This window comes from uncultured Shewanella sp. (genome assembly GCF_947495455.1).
GTDB lineage: Bacteria > Pseudomonadota > Gammaproteobacteria > Enterobacterales > Shewanellaceae > Shewanella.
Map to the genome: position 1 here is coordinate 48,572 of NZ_CANLZC010000005.1, position 17,114 is coordinate 65,685.

At 42.4% G+C, this 17,114-nt stretch carries 15 protein-coding genes; 9 read left to right on the forward strand and 6 right to left on the reverse strand.

From position 1 onward, the window contains the following. The first annotated feature begins 45 nt into the window (after positions 1-45). From Q0791_RS02815 to Q0791_RS02825, 3 genes are read left to right on the forward strand one after another with little or no spacing between them, the layout of a single operon-like run. Positions 46-429, forward strand: coding sequence for a hypothetical protein (locus Q0791_RS02815; protein WP_299002508.1), 384 nt, complete (start codon positions 46-48; stop codon positions 427-429). A gap of 51 nt (positions 430-480) precedes the next feature. Continuing rightward, entirely contained in the window at positions 481-2,148 is a 1,668-nt protein-coding gene (gene ggt, locus Q0791_RS02820; protein WP_299002509.1) for a gamma-glutamyltransferase, read from the forward strand. 17 nt (positions 2,149-2,165) lie between these two features. Continuing rightward, positions 2,166-3,041 carry an inositol monophosphatase family protein gene (locus Q0791_RS02825; RefSeq protein ID WP_299002510.1) on the forward strand — a complete coding sequence of 292 codons (876 nt, stop codon included), beginning with the start codon at positions 2,166-2,168 and terminating at the stop codon, positions 3,039-3,041. A gap of 47 nt (positions 3,042-3,088) precedes the next feature. On the opposite strand, the gene prpF is transcribed toward Q0791_RS02825, so the two are convergent. From prpF to Q0791_RS02850, 5 genes are all read right to left on the reverse strand, one after another. Continuing rightward, a complete protein-coding gene (gene prpF / locus Q0791_RS02830; RefSeq protein ID WP_299002512.1) occupies positions 3,089-4,303 on the reverse strand; it encodes a 2-methylaconitate cis-trans isomerase PrpF in 1,215 nt (404 codons plus the stop codon). After that, entirely contained in the window at positions 4,303-6,909 is a 2,607-nt protein-coding gene (acnD, locus tag Q0791_RS02835) for a Fe/S-dependent 2-methylisocitrate dehydratase AcnD (protein ID WP_299002514.1), read from the reverse strand. Before acnD ends, prpF begins: the two co-directional genes overlap by 1 nt. A 180-nt stretch (positions 6,910-7,089) precedes the next feature. Beyond that, positions 7,090-8,214, reverse strand: a complete 1,125-nt coding sequence (gene prpC / locus Q0791_RS02840; protein ID WP_299002515.1) for a 2-methylcitrate synthase — start codon at positions 8,212-8,214, stop codon at positions 7,090-7,092. A gap of 95 nt (positions 8,215-8,309) precedes the next feature. Then, positions 8,310-9,188, reverse strand: a complete 879-nt coding sequence (gene prpB / locus Q0791_RS02845; RefSeq protein ID WP_299002517.1) for a methylisocitrate lyase — start codon at positions 9,186-9,188, stop codon at positions 8,310-8,312. Further along, positions 9,185-9,874, reverse strand: a complete 690-nt coding sequence (locus Q0791_RS02850) for a GntR family transcriptional regulator (protein WP_299002576.1) — start codon at positions 9,872-9,874, stop codon at positions 9,185-9,187. The genes prpB and Q0791_RS02850 overlap by 4 nt, the downstream gene beginning before the upstream one ends. 268 nt (positions 9,875-10,142) lie before the next feature. Here Q0791_RS02850 and Q0791_RS02855 point away from each other — a divergent pair, with 268 nt between their 5' ends. The 6 genes from Q0791_RS02855 to Q0791_RS02880 all read left to right on the forward strand — a co-directional run bounded on the left by Q0791_RS02855 (position 10,143) and on the right by Q0791_RS02880 (position 14,201). After that, a complete protein-coding gene (locus Q0791_RS02855) occupies positions 10,143-10,913 on the forward strand; it encodes a sterol desaturase family protein (RefSeq protein ID WP_299002519.1) in 771 nt (256 codons plus the stop codon). A 436-nt stretch (positions 10,914-11,349) separates the two neighbouring features. Continuing rightward, the gene (locus Q0791_RS02860; RefSeq protein WP_299002522.1) at positions 11,350-11,976 is read left to right on the forward strand and encodes a hypothetical protein; all 627 of its coding nucleotides are present in this window, start codon (positions 11,350-11,352) and stop codon (positions 11,974-11,976) included. A gap of 113 nt (positions 11,977-12,089) precedes the next feature. Next, positions 12,090-12,329, forward strand: coding sequence for a type II toxin-antitoxin system RelB/DinJ family antitoxin (locus Q0791_RS02865; RefSeq protein ID WP_299002524.1), 240 nt, complete (start codon positions 12,090-12,092; stop codon positions 12,327-12,329). After that, on the forward strand, positions 12,319-12,606 hold the full coding sequence (locus tag Q0791_RS02870; protein ID WP_299002526.1) for a type II toxin-antitoxin system RelE/ParE family toxin: 288 nt from the start codon (positions 12,319-12,321) through the stop codon (positions 12,604-12,606). The genes Q0791_RS02865 and Q0791_RS02870 overlap by 11 nt, the downstream gene beginning before the upstream one ends. Positions 12,607-12,960: 354 nt before the next feature. Next, a complete protein-coding gene (locus Q0791_RS02875) occupies positions 12,961-13,791 on the forward strand; it encodes a hypothetical protein (protein WP_299002527.1) in 831 nt (276 codons plus the stop codon). A 29-nt stretch (positions 13,792-13,820) separates the two neighbouring features. Then, on the forward strand, positions 13,821-14,201 hold the full coding sequence (locus tag Q0791_RS02880; RefSeq protein WP_299002529.1) for a hypothetical protein: 381 nt from the start codon (positions 13,821-13,823) through the stop codon (positions 14,199-14,201). Between the two features lie 827 nt (positions 14,202-15,028). Here Q0791_RS02880 and flhA read toward each other — a convergent pair. Continuing rightward, positions 15,029-17,110, reverse strand: a complete 2,082-nt coding sequence (gene flhA, locus Q0791_RS02885; protein ID WP_299002531.1) for a flagellar biosynthesis protein FlhA — start codon at positions 17,108-17,110, stop codon at positions 15,029-15,031. Between the last annotated feature and the right edge of the window lie 4 nt (positions 17,111-17,114).

Here is a 17,114-nt window from a genome sequence, read left to right on the forward strand (position 1 = left end):
AGCAAAAGCCTTTCAATCATGGTCTAACGCTCAAGGATGATGCTCATGCCAACTTGCCACCATTGCCAAAAACATTATCATGCCTCATTAAATCTATGCCCTCATTGCCTTTCTCCCAGAACTCAACAAACCAGTCAAACGCTCCCTCCAAATAAGACAATGACACCTGCACTTGCCTTAGCCATTTTTCTATTTCCTGTTATTTTTTCTTGGTTCACACTGCAAAAAGGGTATAGCGATTTAAGTAAAACACTCGCTATGAGTTGGCTAGGTGTGCTTCTATTCTCATTACTATTGAATCTCGCCGTTGTCAATGCCGCCATCAAGCCTACTACCTCCTCTATGCAGCAATATCACTCCCACATATTGACACAAAACAAACCGACAAAAGATCACTCTTCGATACAAAAGCAACTTAAGAATTCATAGGCTTCCTTTCAAAGCTCATTCAAATTAGCTTCAAGAAACGGAGAATAAAGAATGGCTGATAGACTCACAGGGCAACCTTTTACGACACGTTCTGAGATTATTGCCCAGCACGGCATGGCCGCTACATCTCAGCCTTTAGCAACACAAGTTGCAATCGACATACTAAAACAAGGCGGGAATGCTATTGATGCGGCCATTGCCGCCAATGCATTGCTTGGGCTGGTTGAACCCACAGGAAGTGGGATCGGTGGAGACTTATTTGCCATTATCTGGGATGCACAATCACAACAACTTTTCGGACTCAATGGCTCAGGACGCTCACCCATATCATTACCTTTAAACTATTTTTCGCAGCAGAAATTAACCGCTATTCCCGCTTTTGGCCCTCTAAGTGTCTCCACACCAGGCACGGTTGATGCTTGGTACGAAATGCACCAAAAATTTGGCTCACTTTCCATGGCCACACTATTTCAGCCAACCATTGATTATGCTGAGCAGGGGTTTCCAATGACTGAAACCATCAGCATTGAAATGGCACTAAGCGCCAAACATTTACAAGGCTTTCCAAATTTTGCCCAAACCTATATGCCTAACGGCATGACCCCCACTAAAGGAACGCTTTTTAAAAATCCACATTTGGCGAATACTCTAAAACACATTGCAAAGTATGGCAGAAATGGCTTCTACAAAGGGGATATTGCCAAGACGATTTCTCGCTATATGAAAGACAATGGAGGCTTTTTAAATGAAGAGGATCTCAGTCAACACAAATCAGAATGGGTGACGCCGATTTCCACGCACTATCGCGGCTTTGATGTATGGGAACTCCCACCAAACGGGCAAGGGATTGCTGTACTGCAAATACTTAACATGCTTGAACAACATGATATCTCACGCATGGGGTTTGGCAGTGAAGCACTCATTCACACTGTCATTGAAACCATAAAACTCGTCTATGAAGACAGAGCAAAATTCTATTGCGATCCTGACTTTAATCACATTCCCATCAAGACGCTGCTGTCTAAAGATTATGCTCAAAAGCGCAATGCTCTCATCCATTATAAAGCAAACCTGCAAGTGGGATCAGGCATGAGTGGATCACATCATATTGGACAAAATTTAAGTGCATTAAATCATGGAGATACTGTCTATCTTACCACCGCCGACAAACAAGGCAATATGGTATCCTTAATTCAGAGTAACTACCGAGGTATGGGCTCAGGCATGACCCCAACAAACTTAGGTTTTGTGCTGCAAAATAGAGGACAGCTGTTTAGCCTACACCCACAAGATCATAATGTGTACCAACCTAATAAACGGCCATTTAACACCATTATTCCCGCTTTTGTGACTCAAAACGACAAACCTTGGCTTAGCTTTGGTGTGATGGGCGGTCCCGTTCAACCACAAATGCAAGTTCAAATTCTTATGAATCTCATTGATTTTAAAATGAACTTACAAGAAGCAGGTGATGCTCCTCGCTTCTTACATGCTGGCACAAGTCAACCGACTGGTAAGAAAATGACACAAGGAGGCTACATTAGTTTAGAAAGCGGATTCAGTGCCAGTGTCATGCAAGGTTTAATTGACAGGGGACATGACATACAAGATTTGAGCGGTGAATTTGGCGGTTATCAAGCCATCGCATGGAATGATAAAAAACAGGTCTATTTTGGTGCTTCTGAAAGCCGCAAAGACGGCCAAGCTTCAGGATATTAAATTCAACAAGAGGATTTATGAATTACTTATCATTAGCAAAACACATAGCCACCGATGTAAAAGCCGCGCTACTCAAAGATTTAAAACATAAACAAGGTTTCTCTGTTCACGCTCAAAATGAAGCCGATACTAAATCAACACATCATGCCGACAACATTGCTTTTAATATCATCAAGCAACGCCTAGAATCTTATCCTTGCCAAATATTCATGGAGGGATTTCAATTCCCCAAAAAAGATAATCCAGATTTTATTATTTATATTGATCCCCTTGATGGCTCACTGAATTGGGACAGAGGGATCGGCGATCCTTGTATTGCATTAGCCATCAGCGAACATTTAGATAATCCCACCTTTGACCATTTATGTTTCGCTTATGTAGAAGGCTTTCATTCTGGCGATTATTACTTTACTGAAAATAAAAAAAGCTATTTTTATTCATCATTATTAGAAAGTACTCAAGTCATCCAATGTGAGGGAAAAACTCAACTTTCTGCGGCCTGCGGTTATCTCAGACTCGGCTATTCCAAAGCTGAAGAACAGCTATTATTTAGCTATCCGATATTTCTACAATGCCGTGATATTCGCGCCATAGAAAATAGTAATATGGAATTGTGCGAACTGGCTCGAAATGCCGCTGATTTCATGATTGAAGCACGAAAAGTATCTGATTTATATAATCTACTCGCCTACCCTATTCTAAAGTATGCAGGCGGCCACATAGTCAACAAAATGAGTGAAAGCCTCTGCCATCAAGTCATTCAACCTGATGGTATATACGATTTTATTGCCGCTACTAACGCATTATTACTTAAAGATATACTCACATCCATCAATCATTTTAAGCAAAAAAAAGAGCATAAAACTTCACTAAGTATATTTACGCTCTTATAAAACAGTGAACATTCACTGATATACGATTTAAAATAAAATACTATTCATTAAAATGAATCCCTTGGCACTCGTACCCAACCTTCCATCAGCACACGCGCACTGCGGCTCATAATGGCTTTCGTCACTTGCCATTGCCCATCGACTTCACTTGCCTGCGCCCCAACTTTAAGGGTGCCGGAAGGGTGACCAAAACAAACATTGCTCGCTGCATTATTCCGCTTGTCACCACCCGCTGCTTGATACACTAAAGTGCCAGGTATTGCAGCTGCCGCACCAATCGCCACAGCTGCCGTACCCATCATGGCATGATGTAGTTTTCCCATAGACAAGGCACGGACGTTCAAATCAATCATATCTTTAGTGATTGATTTACCGCTGGATGAAACATAGTCTTTCGCTTCACTCACCATCGCCACTTTCGGAGTATGGGCTCGTAAAGCGGCGTCATCAACATGAGAAATAAGCCCCATTTTAACCGCACCATAAGCACGAATTGTTTCAAACATAGCCAAGGCTTGAGGTGAGCCATTAATGGCCTCCTGAAGCTCAATGCCTTGATAACCAATGTCTTTCGCCTTGATGAAAACCGTTGGAATACCCGCATTAATTAACGTAGCCTTAAGCTGTCCGCTGGCCACAATATGTTGCGGTACACTGAGTTCATCGACAAGATTCCCCGTCGGAAACATGGCCCCTTCATCATCGGCCGGTGACATAAATTCAACCATCACTTCGGCTGCCGGAAACGTAACACCATCGAGCTCAAAATCGCCAATTTCTTGAACGTCACCGTTACTCATAGGCACATGAGCAATAATAGTTTTACCGATATTTTTCTGCCAAATACGCACCACAGCAATGCCGTTATCGGGCACGTGCGTTTTATCGACTAAGCCAGAATGAATAGCAAACGCGCCGACAGCCGCCGATAAATTGCCACAATTGCCACTCCAATCCACAAAAGGCTTATCAATTGCCACTTGGCCAAACAAGTAATCCACATCGTGATCCGCCTGAAAACTTTTAGATAAAATAACTATTTTGCTGGTGCTCGATGTGGCCCCGCCCATACCATCAGTTTGTTTGCCGTAAGGATCTGGACTACCTATTACTCGTAATAAAAAAGCATCTCTTTCGAGGCCAGCCACTTGCGCCGCAGCAGGTAAATCCTCGAGATTAAAAAACACACCTTTACTGGTACCACCACGCATATAAGTCGCTGGAACTCTTATTTGAGGCGCAAAAACATGAGAAATTTTCATTATGCCGCTCCTTTTTCTAAGAAATCCTGCGCAAAACGTTGCAGTACACCACCCGCCTCATAAATAGACACTTCTTCTGCGGTATCGAGTCTGCAAGTAACAGGGACGTCGACGCGCTCACCCGTTTTACGATGAATAATCAAGGTTAAATCGGCACCCGGCCTACGATCGCCAACAACATCATAAGTTTCAGTGCCATCTATTGCATAGGTATGACGATTGTCGCCCTGCATAAATTCAAGGGGCAGCACTCCCATTCCCACTAAATTAGTGCGATGAATGCGCTCAAAGCCTTCAGCAACAATCACTTCAACCCCAGCCAAACGCACTCCTTTCGCTGCCCAGTCTCGTGATGAGCCTTGACCATAATCCGCACCGGCGATAATAATTAAAGGTTGTTTACGCTCCATGTAAGTCTCAATGGCTTCCCACATGCGAGACTCCACCCCTTCAGGTTCGATGCGAGTCAAAGAGCCTTGCTTAACTTCCACTTGCCCCTCTTTGCCAATTTGCGTCACCATTTCATTAAACAGCTTGGGATTAGCAAAAGTAGCCCTCTGCGCCGTTAAATGATCGCCTCTATGGGTGGCGTAAGAATTAAAATCGGCTTCTGGCAGTCCCATTTTATGTAAATAAGCGCCCGCGGCACTGTCAAGCATAATGGCATTAGAAGGGGATAAATGATCTGTAGTGATATTATCGCCCAATACGGCCAAGGGCCGCATGCCTTTCATGGTACGCTCACCCGCTAACGCCCCTTCCCAATAAGGGGGACGGCGAATATAGGTACTTTGAGGTCGCCAATCATACTGAGGATCATTATCTTTACCGTATTCGACCTTAATGTCGAACATAGGCTCGTACACTTGACGAAATTGTTCAGGCTTAACACTGGCATTGACCACAGCATCGATTTCTTCATCGCTGGGCCAAATATCTTTTAGTCTAACATCTTGACCTTCACGATCTTGGCCCAATACATCTTGCTCAATATCAAAACGTATGGTTCCCGCAATCGCATAGGCCACGACTAATGGCGGTGAAGCTAAAAAGGCTTGCTTAGCATAAGGGTGGATACGACCATCAAAATTGCGATTACCTGACAATACCGCCGTGGCATAGAGATCTCGGTCGATCACTTCTTGTTGAATAAGCGGATCAAGCGCTCCACTCATGCCATTACAGGTAGTGCAGGCAAAGCCCACAATCCCAAATCCAAGTTGCTCCAGCTCAGGTAATAACTTGGCTTCTTCAAGGTATAATTGCACCGCTTTTGAACCCGGTGCAAGGGAGGTTTTCACCCAAGGCTTACGCATTAAGCCTTTAGCATTGGCATTACGAGCCAATAAACCTGCCGCAATCACATTACGTGGATTAGAAGTATTCGTACAGCTGGTAATCGCGGCAATGATGCAAGCACCATCGGGCATTAAGCCCGCTTCCTTTTCCACTGTGCCACTAATGCCTTTGACGGCTAAATCCCTTGTGGATACACGGCGATGAGGGTTCGATGGCCCTGCAATATTACGGCCCACCGACGATAAATCAAATTTCAGCACCCGCTCATATTCCACCTCTTTTAAACTGTCACTCCACAATCCACTTTGCTTAGCGTAAGTTTCGACTAACTTAACTTGCTCTTCACTTCGTCCTGTCAGTTTTAAATAATCTATGGTTTTCTCATCGATATAAAACATGGCTGCTGTGGCGCCAAATTCAGGCGTCATGTTTGAAATCGTCGCGCGATCGCCTAATGTCAATGCGCGAGCCCCTTCGCCAAAAAACTCTAAATAAGTCGATACGACTTTTTCATTGCGAAGAAATTCAGTAATGGCCAGCACAATATCTGTCGCTGTTATGCCACTTTGGCGCTGCCCGACCAACTCCACACCAACAATATTGGGTAAACGCATGTAAGATGGACGACCCAACATGACACTTTCTGCTTCTAATCCTCCCACACCAATGGCTATCACACCTAAGGCATCCACATGAGGAGTATGACTATCTGTGCCCACCAGAGTATCAGGGAATGCGACGCCATCGCGGGATTGCACCACAGGGGACATTTTCTCTAAGTTAATTTGATGCATGATCCCATTACCCGGCTGGATCACATCGATATTTTTAAAGGCGGTTTTAGTCCAATTAATAAAATGAAATCTGTCTTCATTTCGCCTATCTTCAATGGCGCGGTTTTTTTCAAATGCATCGGTATCAAACCCCGCATGCTCAACAGCTAAAGAATGATCCACAATTAACTGTGTCGGCACCACAGGATTGACTTTTGAAGGATCCCCCCCTTTATCGGCAATGGCATCCCTAAGGCCTGCCAAATCCACTAAGGCCGTTTGGCCCAAAATATCATGGCACACCACGCGAGCCGGATACCAAGGAAAGTCTAAGTCTCGTTTACGCTCAATGATCTGGCTTAAACAGGCCGTTAATGTTTCAGGAGGACAACGGCGAACCAGATTCTCGGCGTAAACACGTGAACTATAAGGGAGTTTTTTATAAGCTCCCGGACTGATAGCATCAACAGCGGCTTGGGTATCAAAATAATCGACAGAAGTGCCCGGTAATGGTTTGCGATAAAGGGTATTCATAACTTAATTCCATGTACATCGCTACATTACCCGCTTTATTCCATTAACAGATCCTGATAATAAATCCTGTTAACGAAACAAGTTATACGGATAATCTAGTTATAAAACTCACACTAAAAATGATTTTAATGTCATTAACACAATAAAAAAGGCAGCCAATGCTGCCCTCATCGTCACGATTCATCTTTCGCTGATCGGCATGACTTTACGTGGCGCTTCACCGATATAATCGGCGCTAGGTCTGATAATACGGTTGTTTGAACGTTGCTCCATCACATGTGATGCCCAGCCCGTTAAACGTGAGCACACAAAAATAGGCGTAAAGAGCTTAGTCGGAATGCCCATAAAGTGATAAGCAGATGCATGGAAAAAATCAGCATTACAAAAGAGCTGTTTGCTGTCCCACATGAATTCTTCGCAAGCGACAGAAATGTCATACAGTGAGCTGTCACCAAACTCTTTTGCCAGTTTTTCAGACCAAGACTTGATGATCACATTGCGAGGATCTGACGTACGGTAAATCGCATGGCCAAAACCCATGATTTTTTCTTTACGCTCAAGCATGCCTGCCATTTGTATCTTGGCATCTTCAGGTGATTTAAAGGCCTGGATCATATCCATGGCCGCTTCATTAGCGCCGCCATGAAGTGGACCACGCAAAGTGCCAATAGCGCCTGTAATGCAAGAGAACATGTCAGACAAGGTCGATGCACAAACACGAGCGGTAAAAGTCGATGCGTTAAATTCGTGCTCTGCATATAAAATGAGTGACACATCCATGACGCGGCGATGCTGCGCTGATGGCGCCTTACCTTTTAATAAATGTAAAAAATGCCCTGCTAACGACTCTTCATTAGTAACGCAATCAATCTCAACATTGTCATGAGAAAAGCGATACCAATAGCACATGATAGCGGGAAAGGCCGCCAACAAACGGTTCGCCGCTTGCTTTTGTGCATTAAAATCCAATTCAGGCTCTAAGTTACCTAAAAAAGAGCACCCGGTTCGCATCACATCCATAGGATGAGAATCAGCTGGAATACCTTTTAGCACTTCCTTTAAGGCTTGAGGAAGATCCCGTAATGAAAACAATTCAGCTTTATAGGCATCTAACTGAGATTCATTCGGTAACTCACCATTAAACAGTAAATATGCCACTTCTTCAAAAGTAGCATTATCAGCAAGATCTGAAATATCGTAACCTCGATAAGTCAGACCTGAGCCTGACTTACCCACTGTACATAACGCCGTTTCACCTGCACTTTGACCACGAAGGCCTGCGCCCGCTAATTTCTTATCTACCATCACTAAATTCCTTTCATTGGTATGCTGTAACTCATTCTTGGATACTGATAGCTTCCACTCAGTAAATCGCCCTTCAATAAGGGAGATCTAGCTTATTAGAGATTTTTCCCTTCGGCAAACAAATTGTCTAGTTTTTGCTCATAATCGTGATAACCCAAATAATCATAGAGCTCCATTCGCGTTTGCATAGAGTCCACCACAGCGTTTTGATCGCCATCGGCTAATATAGCCCCGTACACTTGCTCTGCAGCCTTGTTCATGGCTCTAAAAGCACTGAGTGGATAAAGCACTATGGATGCGCCCCATTCCCCTAGTTGCGCTTTATTCCAAAGCTCAGTCTGTCCAAATTCCGTAATATTGGCCAAAATAGGCACGCTTAATGCTTCTGAAAACGCACGGTAATGGGCCTCAGTTTTCACCGCCTCGGCAAAAATACCGTCTGCGCCCGCCGCCACATAAGCCTTGGCACGTTCTATTGCCGCTTCTAACCCTTCTTGTGCAAAGGAATCCGTACGGGCCATAATGAAAAAATCAGGATCAGTGCGTGCATCGACGGCGGCTTTAATGCGATCAACCATTTCTTCAGTAGACACTATTTCTTTATTCGGCCTGTGCCCACAACGCTTTTGAGCGACTTGATCTTCCATATGCACAGCAGCAGCGCCTGCTTTTTCCATATCGCGTATGGTTTTAGCAATATTAAACGCGCCGCCCCAACCCGTATCAATATCAACGAGCAAAGGTAAATCACAGGCAGAGGTAATACGCTGTACATCAACAAGCACATCATTGAGTGACGTCATACCTAGATCAGGTAAACCATAAGAAGCATTGGCCACACCACCACCAGACAAGTAAATGGCTTGATGTCCAATTTTTTTCGCCATTATAGCCGAATAGGCATTAATGGTTCCCACCACTTGTAAAGGATGATTGTCTGCTAATGCTTGACGAAACTTCTTACCTGCACTCATCTTTTCTCTCCCTGCTGTGTTTCAAGCTTGCTCTGTATATTGTTTTTTGAATATAAAATATGTCGTCTCATCAGCATTTCAGCCAATTCTTCGTCTCGATTGGCAATGGCTTGCACTATATGTTTATGTTCCTCAAATGCCCTTGTTACTCTCGGGCCACTCATGCCCAGCTGCACACGATACATACGCACTAAGTGATAAATACCATTTAACAATAAGGTTATGAGATGATGGTTTTTACTGCCTAAGATGATCCGATAATGAAAATCCACATCACCGGCTTCTTGATAATAAGACTCGCTCAAACGGACTTCATCAAAGTGGGTTTTCAATAATCTATTAAGATCAGCAATTTCTTCATCAGACATATTTCTGGCCGCCAAACGCGCCGCCATGCCCTCTAGAGACTCACGAACTTGATACAACTCAATCAAGCCTTCTTTCGTTAAACTCACGACGCGCGCGCCCACATTGGCTTTTCGTTCGACTAAATGACACGAGGCTAAGCGATTAATGGCTTCACGAACAAGCGCACGACTCACCTCATATTTTGTCGACAATTCAGCTTCACTTAATTTAGCACCAGATGCGATAACACCTTCTACAATATCAGTTCTTAACTGAAAAAAGGTTTTATCTGCTGAAGTAATAGCTTGTTCTTCGGTATGTTCAAACAAAAATGCCATGGTGAATAGACAAGGTAAAAATACAATAATTGTCGACAATGTAGGCTTTTTATCAACCTAAGTCAAGTTAAAGCCTATATATTGTCGACAGCTTATCGATATCAATAATATTTCATGGGATATAAAAAACATTTATCTGCATTTAAGGAAAATGTTTTTATTAATAAGTCATAATCTTAGCTAGATAAAGTAAATACATCTGTATTACCTTAAAATACAAAGAATATAAGTAATCATCTAATTGCATTACCTTTCCTGTGAGTCTTCTATGCTTAAAGAATATATTTTGTTTGTGGCTTTAGGGTTACTATTCCAACTCGCCTCAATAGTAAAACCCTTTAGAGAACAAGTAAAAAATGGAGAAAAAACATTAGACTTAATGGGATGTATTTATGTTTATCTTATTAATACTGGCTTCTTTATGCTAATGGCCAGTCCCATTTTATGGGTATCAGAGCTCCCCTTCATGCAAGCTTGGTATCAGTATACCACTCCGTTATCCACAGGTACGTTACTCGTGATCCATCTACTACTGATTGATTTATTGGCTTACTGGGCGCATAGGATCATGCATCAACAATGGTTATGGCACATACATGCTTTTCATCACTCACAAAAACATATTTGGTGGCTAGGTGGAATGCGGGCTTCACCAATGCATGTAATGATGATGGGATTACCTCTCCTTATCACCGTTATTTTATTCCCCGCGCAATTTGACTCTTGGACAAGTCTAGTCATTCTTATTTTATTTCTAGCTAATCAGCATTGGCTGCATAGCAATGTGACTTTTCCATTTGAAAGTAAATTGGTATATATACTGGTTACACCTCAGATGCATTTTGTGCACCATAGCAAAAAACGGCACTTTTCAGATTCAAATTATGGATTTATGTTTTCTTTTTGGGATCGATTATTTGGCACATACACTGATTATACTCAACAACCAAAAGAGGATGTTTTGGGATTAAATTATACTAATTCAACGCTCAGGTTAATGCTCGGCATAGGGCCTAAAAAAAGGATCAAACATCAATAAATCCCCCTGTAAAAGGAGTCAATAAAATCGACACTTAAAGAGCGACATCATGATCCATAATAAATGCCATTATTTTTGTGCTCAATGACCCACCATCACTTATACCATGCAATGGCGAAATTCCCATGGATGAAAAGTCGGTGGTAAAGTGTTTGCCATTGGCAAAATATTTTCCATCGCTAATGTTGGAAAAACAATCAACCCACATAGACCTTTAACATATTTGAGACTCACAAAACTAAAACAACAAGAACAGGGTTTATATCATAAAGCTTAACTCAAAAGAGGGAATCAAAAGAAAAAATCAGAAGCAATAAATCAGCTATAATCTCATCATGTGCAATAACATATTTAATTGATAATGACTCTTGTCCATCAACACACACACTCCAAAACATTGTCTCCTCCAATTGTCCTATTGGCATTATTGATCACAATGTTAATAGCAGGATTAACTCTCCCCATTTCAGCTGCAAACACTCAACCGACTACCACTCAACCTACTACCACTCAACCCATAACCACTCAACCCATGACCACTCAACCCACGACCACTCAACCCACGACCACTCAAGCCATGACCACTCAACCCACGACCACTCAACCGACTACCACTCAATCCACAGCCACTCAAGCCACGACCACTCAAGCAGATAAACATATGCTCACTACGACTTTTGGCAAGCCCACCTATTTGCAAACCTTACATTATCGAAAAATGTATGATAAAAAGCCCTTTCCCGATGCTAAAATCTTTTACTACGATAACGGCGTTTACAAAATTCTCTCCCAAGGGGAAGATCATTACGGTTTATATGTCCTGAGTGGCTCGTTTACCGATCAAACCTATACCATTAGATTCATCTCACTCCCTTCAGATGATTGGGGGCAAAAAACCGCCTTTCACCAGCTAACTTTCATCAATAATGATGCCAATACCGCGGGCACTTTTATTCAAAACGCCATTGTGGAAACCGGAATGGCCATCGCTCAACAAAATGGGACTTTTACCATAGAAAAAAACACCATAGTCAACCCCATAAAACAGCAATGGGATGAGTGAGCACACCTTAATTTCTGTGCATCGAAATTACCTGACAGAGGTTTCATGTACCTTGCTACATCAGATAAAAGCGATTATCATGTAATTACATTTGTATATACGTGGTAATAATTATGGGAACCATCAATATTCGCATTGATAATGAGCTAAAAACACAGTCATATGCAGCATTAGAGAAATTAGGTGTTACACCTTCAGATTTTTTACGCCAAACATTGGAGTATGTTGTTCAAAATGGCAAACTCCCTTTTAAACAAGTATTACTCAACGATGAGGATGCAGAGTTAATCGAAACCGCAAGAGAGAGATTAAAACACCCTCAAGCTGTAAAGGTTTCACTTGATGACCTATGAGCTGGAGTTTGATAAAAGAGCATTAAAAGAATGGAATAAACTGGGTGATACAGTAAAGCTGCAGTTTAAAAAGAAATTAGCTGAGATTTTAGTCAACCCTAGAGTTGAGGTTAATCGACTGCGTGAGCTGCCTGATTGTTACAAAATAAAATTGAGAACAGCAGGTTATCGACTTATTTACCAAGTACAAGATGAAAAAATTACAGTGTTTGTCGTCTCCATTGGTAAACGTGAAAGAGAAGCCGTTTATAGAGATGCTGACAAGCGTTTACCATAACTTGTATTCATTGAACTTGCCTTAACAGAGCTTACTCTGATTGCATATCGATTTCAGGCCCTGATTGCTGTTTATATTGACCGTATTACTCGTCCCCCCCCCTTTTTTTAAGGCAAAATGGTGCGCGCTTAGCCATTGGTTAAACAAAAAGCACCTACTTAACAAAAATTTAGTCAGCATTAAAAAGTGGTAATAGGTTTAATCAATGTGCATGTATGTTTTTACAAATGGTATATTTGACCAAAGTCACGTTAATTACATTTAATACAGGGTGTTAACTATGTACATTTTTATAAATCTGACATAATAACCCCGCATACATACTATACAAAGATTAGCTATTAGGGAGCAAGTATGACTTGGGAAGACCCCTTGAAAATAATTACTGCCGCCCTAGGTGCGGTAGGTGGTTCAGCCTTAATTATTTTGAGTTTAAGCACATGGCTTGGAAAAGTATGGGCAAGTAGAATTTTAGAAAAAGATAAATTAAAGTATTCGCAAGAACTTGAATTGATAAGAGCTGCTAACCAAAATTTTCATAGTTCACTGTCATTAACTAACGCGACATATTTAGAAACCAAGAAACTCTATGCAGAAAAACGAGTGCAGGCAATTGGTGAGATATGGAAGAGCTTTGTTGAATTTCGCGAGAAATCTCCGCCTGAAATAATTTGGCTAGATATTCTTGTCAAAGAAGAGTATGGCGAATTCCATAGCAATCCTAAATTTACTGGTTTTGATAAAAGTACAGATCTCAGTGTTATTAGTGATGCTATGCCTAAAGAGTTAGATATCTTTAGACCATTTATGGATGACATAACTTACCAGTTGTTTAGCACATACACTGGAACCGTAGCTCGACTTTGTTTTTACTTGAATAAGTGCTGCTCAGGAAATGCTCCAGAATACGATTGGAGAAATGATGATGGTGTTGTAAGGATATTGAGTGCAGTGTTGTCAGATGTGGAGTTTCAGCAGTTTCAAAATGAGAAATGGTCTGTTCAAATTCTTCTCAACATTTTGCAATCCCGAATATCAAATCATTTAAAGAGTATCGCAACAGGTGCAGATTTGGCAAAAGAAGCCATGGATCATGCCGTAAAATTTAGTAAAGCGGTAACAGCAATTCGCGATGACGAAACATTAAAAAAAGCTAACAACGCATTACACCGAACAAACCGGTGAATGAGGCGTTATAAGTCAAGGATGCTACTTTGATCTATGAGCACTGGCAAAACTTCTCAAGCATTTTACTGCTGATTTCAATTGCCGCAATGGGAATTGGATGTGTGATTTCCTTACCAGAAAAAAAGACGAGAAAGACATTATGCGCATTATTGGCATTTTCATTGATACTAAGCATAGGTAATACTACTGCTATTTCGCATGCTAATTTCAGAAATCCATTTAATTGGTTTCATGGAATATTTCTGATTACAGCTTCTTGGTATATCGGTATAGCCACTATTAAGTATGTTCAAACAAAATTTAGTTATATTTTGTTTGTACCTTGTGCTTTTGTTGTGATTATCTTTATCTATAATATGATGCATCAAGATATTGGCTTAGGTATGTTTTACATTTGGATTTATTAGCTTATGACAATAAAGTATAGCACCAAAAATTTCATTAATATTTATACACTTACCTGCGTGCTATATTTTCCACAATACCCATTGTAATAATCCCCCCTCATACACGAAAAATAGACCACAAGCCGCCCTAACGGTACGTGTCCCTGATGTTTTTCGTCGTGTGCTCTCATCATTCAATCTTCTGCTGTTTTCACTTTCTTGACCATAGGTACTCTAAAGCTCTCAAAACACCACTTCAAAGCAATCATCCTGCTTTTACTTCTAAGGATCCCCATCGAAATTGCTGAAATGCGTTCAATAAATGATGTAAAGCTGACAGGAATGTCAGTTTAACTTTCGGGCTATAGGGATATAGCATCGAAAGTGTTAATCATTTTTTGAGTAAGCATGAAGCGCGTATCTAATTGCAGGTAATTTCGTTGGGCGTTATGGAGGTTATTAGAGGGCGAAGGCCATAATAATAGCCTCTTTGAGCGAGAAGCAAGGATGCTGAACTGGGCTTTAGATAAGGATATCGTTAAGGACGAGCAGTCCTCCTTACCCCAGTGTGAGTGGGAACTCACGACCTTCCATTAAGCGAAGCTTAATATGTACAAGCCCCTGTATGGATGGGAATCCACGGCCTTATCCTGCGGCAGGCAATTCATTTTCATGAAGGTTGAACTCACAACCTTAGCCTACTGCAAGCAATAAATCCCATAAGGTTAACGCCCTCCAATAAAAAAGACCCTATTTGAATTAACAAATAAGGCCTTAAATTGATTGAGTCAATCACCGAATTTACATTGCAATGAATAGCTCAACATTCATCGCTCATGAAAATGAGCCTAGCCCAACTGCCCTGCCACCATCAACTCTCGGCTTTCAGGGATTTCATTGTATGACAGCACATGTAATCCACGAGCAAAGGCCAATGCGTAACGCGCCAATATGGGTCGCAATTGCGGTGGCACGAGTAACATAGGATTATGACCTTGCTCTTTAGCTTCGGCCAATAACTGCGGCATACGTTGCTGAAGTTGAGCAAGTAATTGCGGCTCAATGGCAAAGCTATCCAATGAAACCTTACCTTGTTGCTGCGATTGATTCAGTGCCGTCATTAAGGTTTGCTCAAGCTCCGGCGCTAACGTCATCACATTCAGGCTCTTCTTATCACCCGCAATAGAATGCAAAATACTGTTGCGCAGCGCACAGCGAACATCCGCCGCCAGCAACACAGGATCTTTACTGTTTTCGCTGCAATCGAGTAATGTCGTGCCTATAGTGCGTATGTCTTTTAAGGAGACTTGCTCTTTTAATAATAAGCGGTACACCTTCAACAACTGAATAGGCGTTAATGCGCTATTGAGTGACTCGGCCAATTTAGGTGACTGCTTAGATAAGCGATCGCTTAGGGCTATCACATCATCGTGCTGCAGCAGATCCGGCAGAGACTCTCGGATCAATTTACTGACATGAGTGGCGATCACTGTGGCGTTATCCACCACCGAATAACCTAAGTTCAGCGCTTTAGATTTAAGCTCTGGCTCGATCCAAGTCGCATCCATCTGATAAGCGGGCTCTTTAGTAATGATCCCATCAATATTGCCATGCACAGGCCCACTCTTGATCGCCATTAAATGCTCAGGCTCCAGCTCTGCCGTAACCACAGGATTACCCAGTAGATTGATCTGATAGGCATTGGGCGCTAAAGACAAATTATCACGCACCCTCACCTCTGATAACAAAAAGCCCGCTTGTTCCGATAGCGTCCGCCTGATCCCCGTTAAGCGTTTTTGTAGCTCGGCTCCTTTACTGCGCTCAACTAAATGCACTAAACGATAACCTAAACGCACTTCAATTAAGTCGGTAAAAGGCAGTGCATCCCAACTGGGCGCCGATGGCTCAGAGAGGTTTTTCTCTATTTGCGCTTCCACTTGGGTTTCAGGCTGAATGGGCACAACTTTACTTTGCTTCCAAGCCGCAAAAGCCAATATTGCCGCAAAAGATAAAAACACAAAAGCAGGCATGCCCGGCACTAAACCTAATACCGTCATCACCGCCGAGGCGATCATCAGAGTTTTTGGGTTAGCCAGTAATTGACGGCTTAACTGAGCAGGCATTTCTTCTGCATCAGACACGCGAGTCACAATAATGGCTGCCGCCGTCGCTAATAATAGCGACGGGATCTGCGCCACAAGACCATCACCTATGGTTAACAGTGCATAGGTTTTAAACGCATCGGCGGCGGATAAGTCATGCATAAAGGTGCCAATTAACACACCACCAATCATATTAATCGCTAAGATCAATAAGCCTGCAACCGCATCACCACGCACAAATTTTGACGCCCCGTCCATCGAGCCATAAAAATCGGCTTCTCGCGCCACTTCTTGTCGACGTTCTCGGGCTTGCTCTTGAGTTAATACACCCGTATTGAGATCGGCATCAATGGCCATCTGTTTACCGGGCAAGGCATCTAAGGTGAATCGAGCTGACACTTCAGAGATCCGCTCGCCACCTTTAGTGATCACCACAAAGTTGATGATCATCAAAATAAGGAAGATCACGGCACCCACAACATAGTTACCATTGATCACGACTTCACCAAAGGCTTGGATCACACGACCCGCCGCATCGCCCCCTTGATGACCTTCAATCAATACCACCCTTGTGGAAGCAACGTTCAAGGTCAGACGCATTAAAGTGGCTAATAACAAGAGTGTCGGAAACACTGAAAATTCCAACGGGCGCCTGATAGACACAGACACCAGCAACACCATGACGGCTAATACAATATTAAAGGTGAAGAAAATATCCAACAACCAAGGCGGCAGTGGCAGAATAATCATGGCAAGCAAGGCCAACAACATAATAGGGATGCCGACAGAAGCGCGATTGCCAGCAAATGTGCGCGAGAACCAATTCATGAAG

Bases quoted from the DNA above. Each gene is read 5' to 3' on its own strand.
- Q0791_RS02825 (WP_299002510.1), top strand. From the start codon at position 2,166: ATGAATTACTTATCATTAGCAAAACACATAGCCACCGATGTAAAAGCC.
- prpC (WP_299002515.1), bottom strand. From the start codon at position 8,214: ATGGTAGATAAGAAATTAGCGGGCGCAGGCCTTCGTGGTCAAAGTGCA.
- Q0791_RS02815 (WP_299002508.1), top strand. From the start codon at position 46: ATGCCAACTTGCCACCATTGCCAAAAACATTATCATGCCTCATTAAAT.
- prpF (WP_299002512.1), bottom strand. From the start codon at position 4,303: ATGAAAATTTCTCATGTTTTTGCGCCTCAAATAAGAGTTCCAGCGACT.
- Q0791_RS02860 (WP_299002522.1), top strand. From the start codon at position 11,350: ATGTTAATAGCAGGATTAACTCTCCCCATTTCAGCTGCAAACACTCAA.
- ggt (WP_299002509.1), top strand. From the start codon at position 481: ATGGCTGATAGACTCACAGGGCAACCTTTTACGACACGTTCTGAGATT.
- Q0791_RS02865 (WP_299002524.1), top strand. From the start codon at position 12,090: ATGGGAACCATCAATATTCGCATTGATAATGAGCTAAAAACACAGTCA.
- flhA (WP_299002531.1), bottom strand. From the start codon at position 17,110: ATGAATTGGTTCTCGCGCACATTTGCTGGCAATCGCGCTTCTGTCGGC.
- Q0791_RS02875 (WP_299002527.1), top strand. From the start codon at position 12,961: ATGACTTGGGAAGACCCCTTGAAAATAATTACTGCCGCCCTAGGTGCG.
- acnD (WP_299002514.1), bottom strand. From the start codon at position 6,909: ATGAATACCCTTTATCGCAAACCATTACCGGGCACTTCTGTCGATTAT.
- prpB (WP_299002517.1), bottom strand. From the start codon at position 9,188: ATGAGTGCAGGTAAGAAGTTTCGTCAAGCATTAGCAGACAATCATCCT.
- Q0791_RS02850 (WP_299002576.1), bottom strand. From the start codon at position 9,874: ATGGCATTTTTGTTTGAACATACCGAAGAACAAGCTATTACTTCAGCA.
- Q0791_RS02870 (WP_299002526.1), top strand. From the start codon at position 12,319: ATGACCTATGAGCTGGAGTTTGATAAAAGAGCATTAAAAGAATGGAAT.
- Q0791_RS02855 (WP_299002519.1), top strand. From the start codon at position 10,143: ATGCTTAAAGAATATATTTTGTTTGTGGCTTTAGGGTTACTATTCCAA.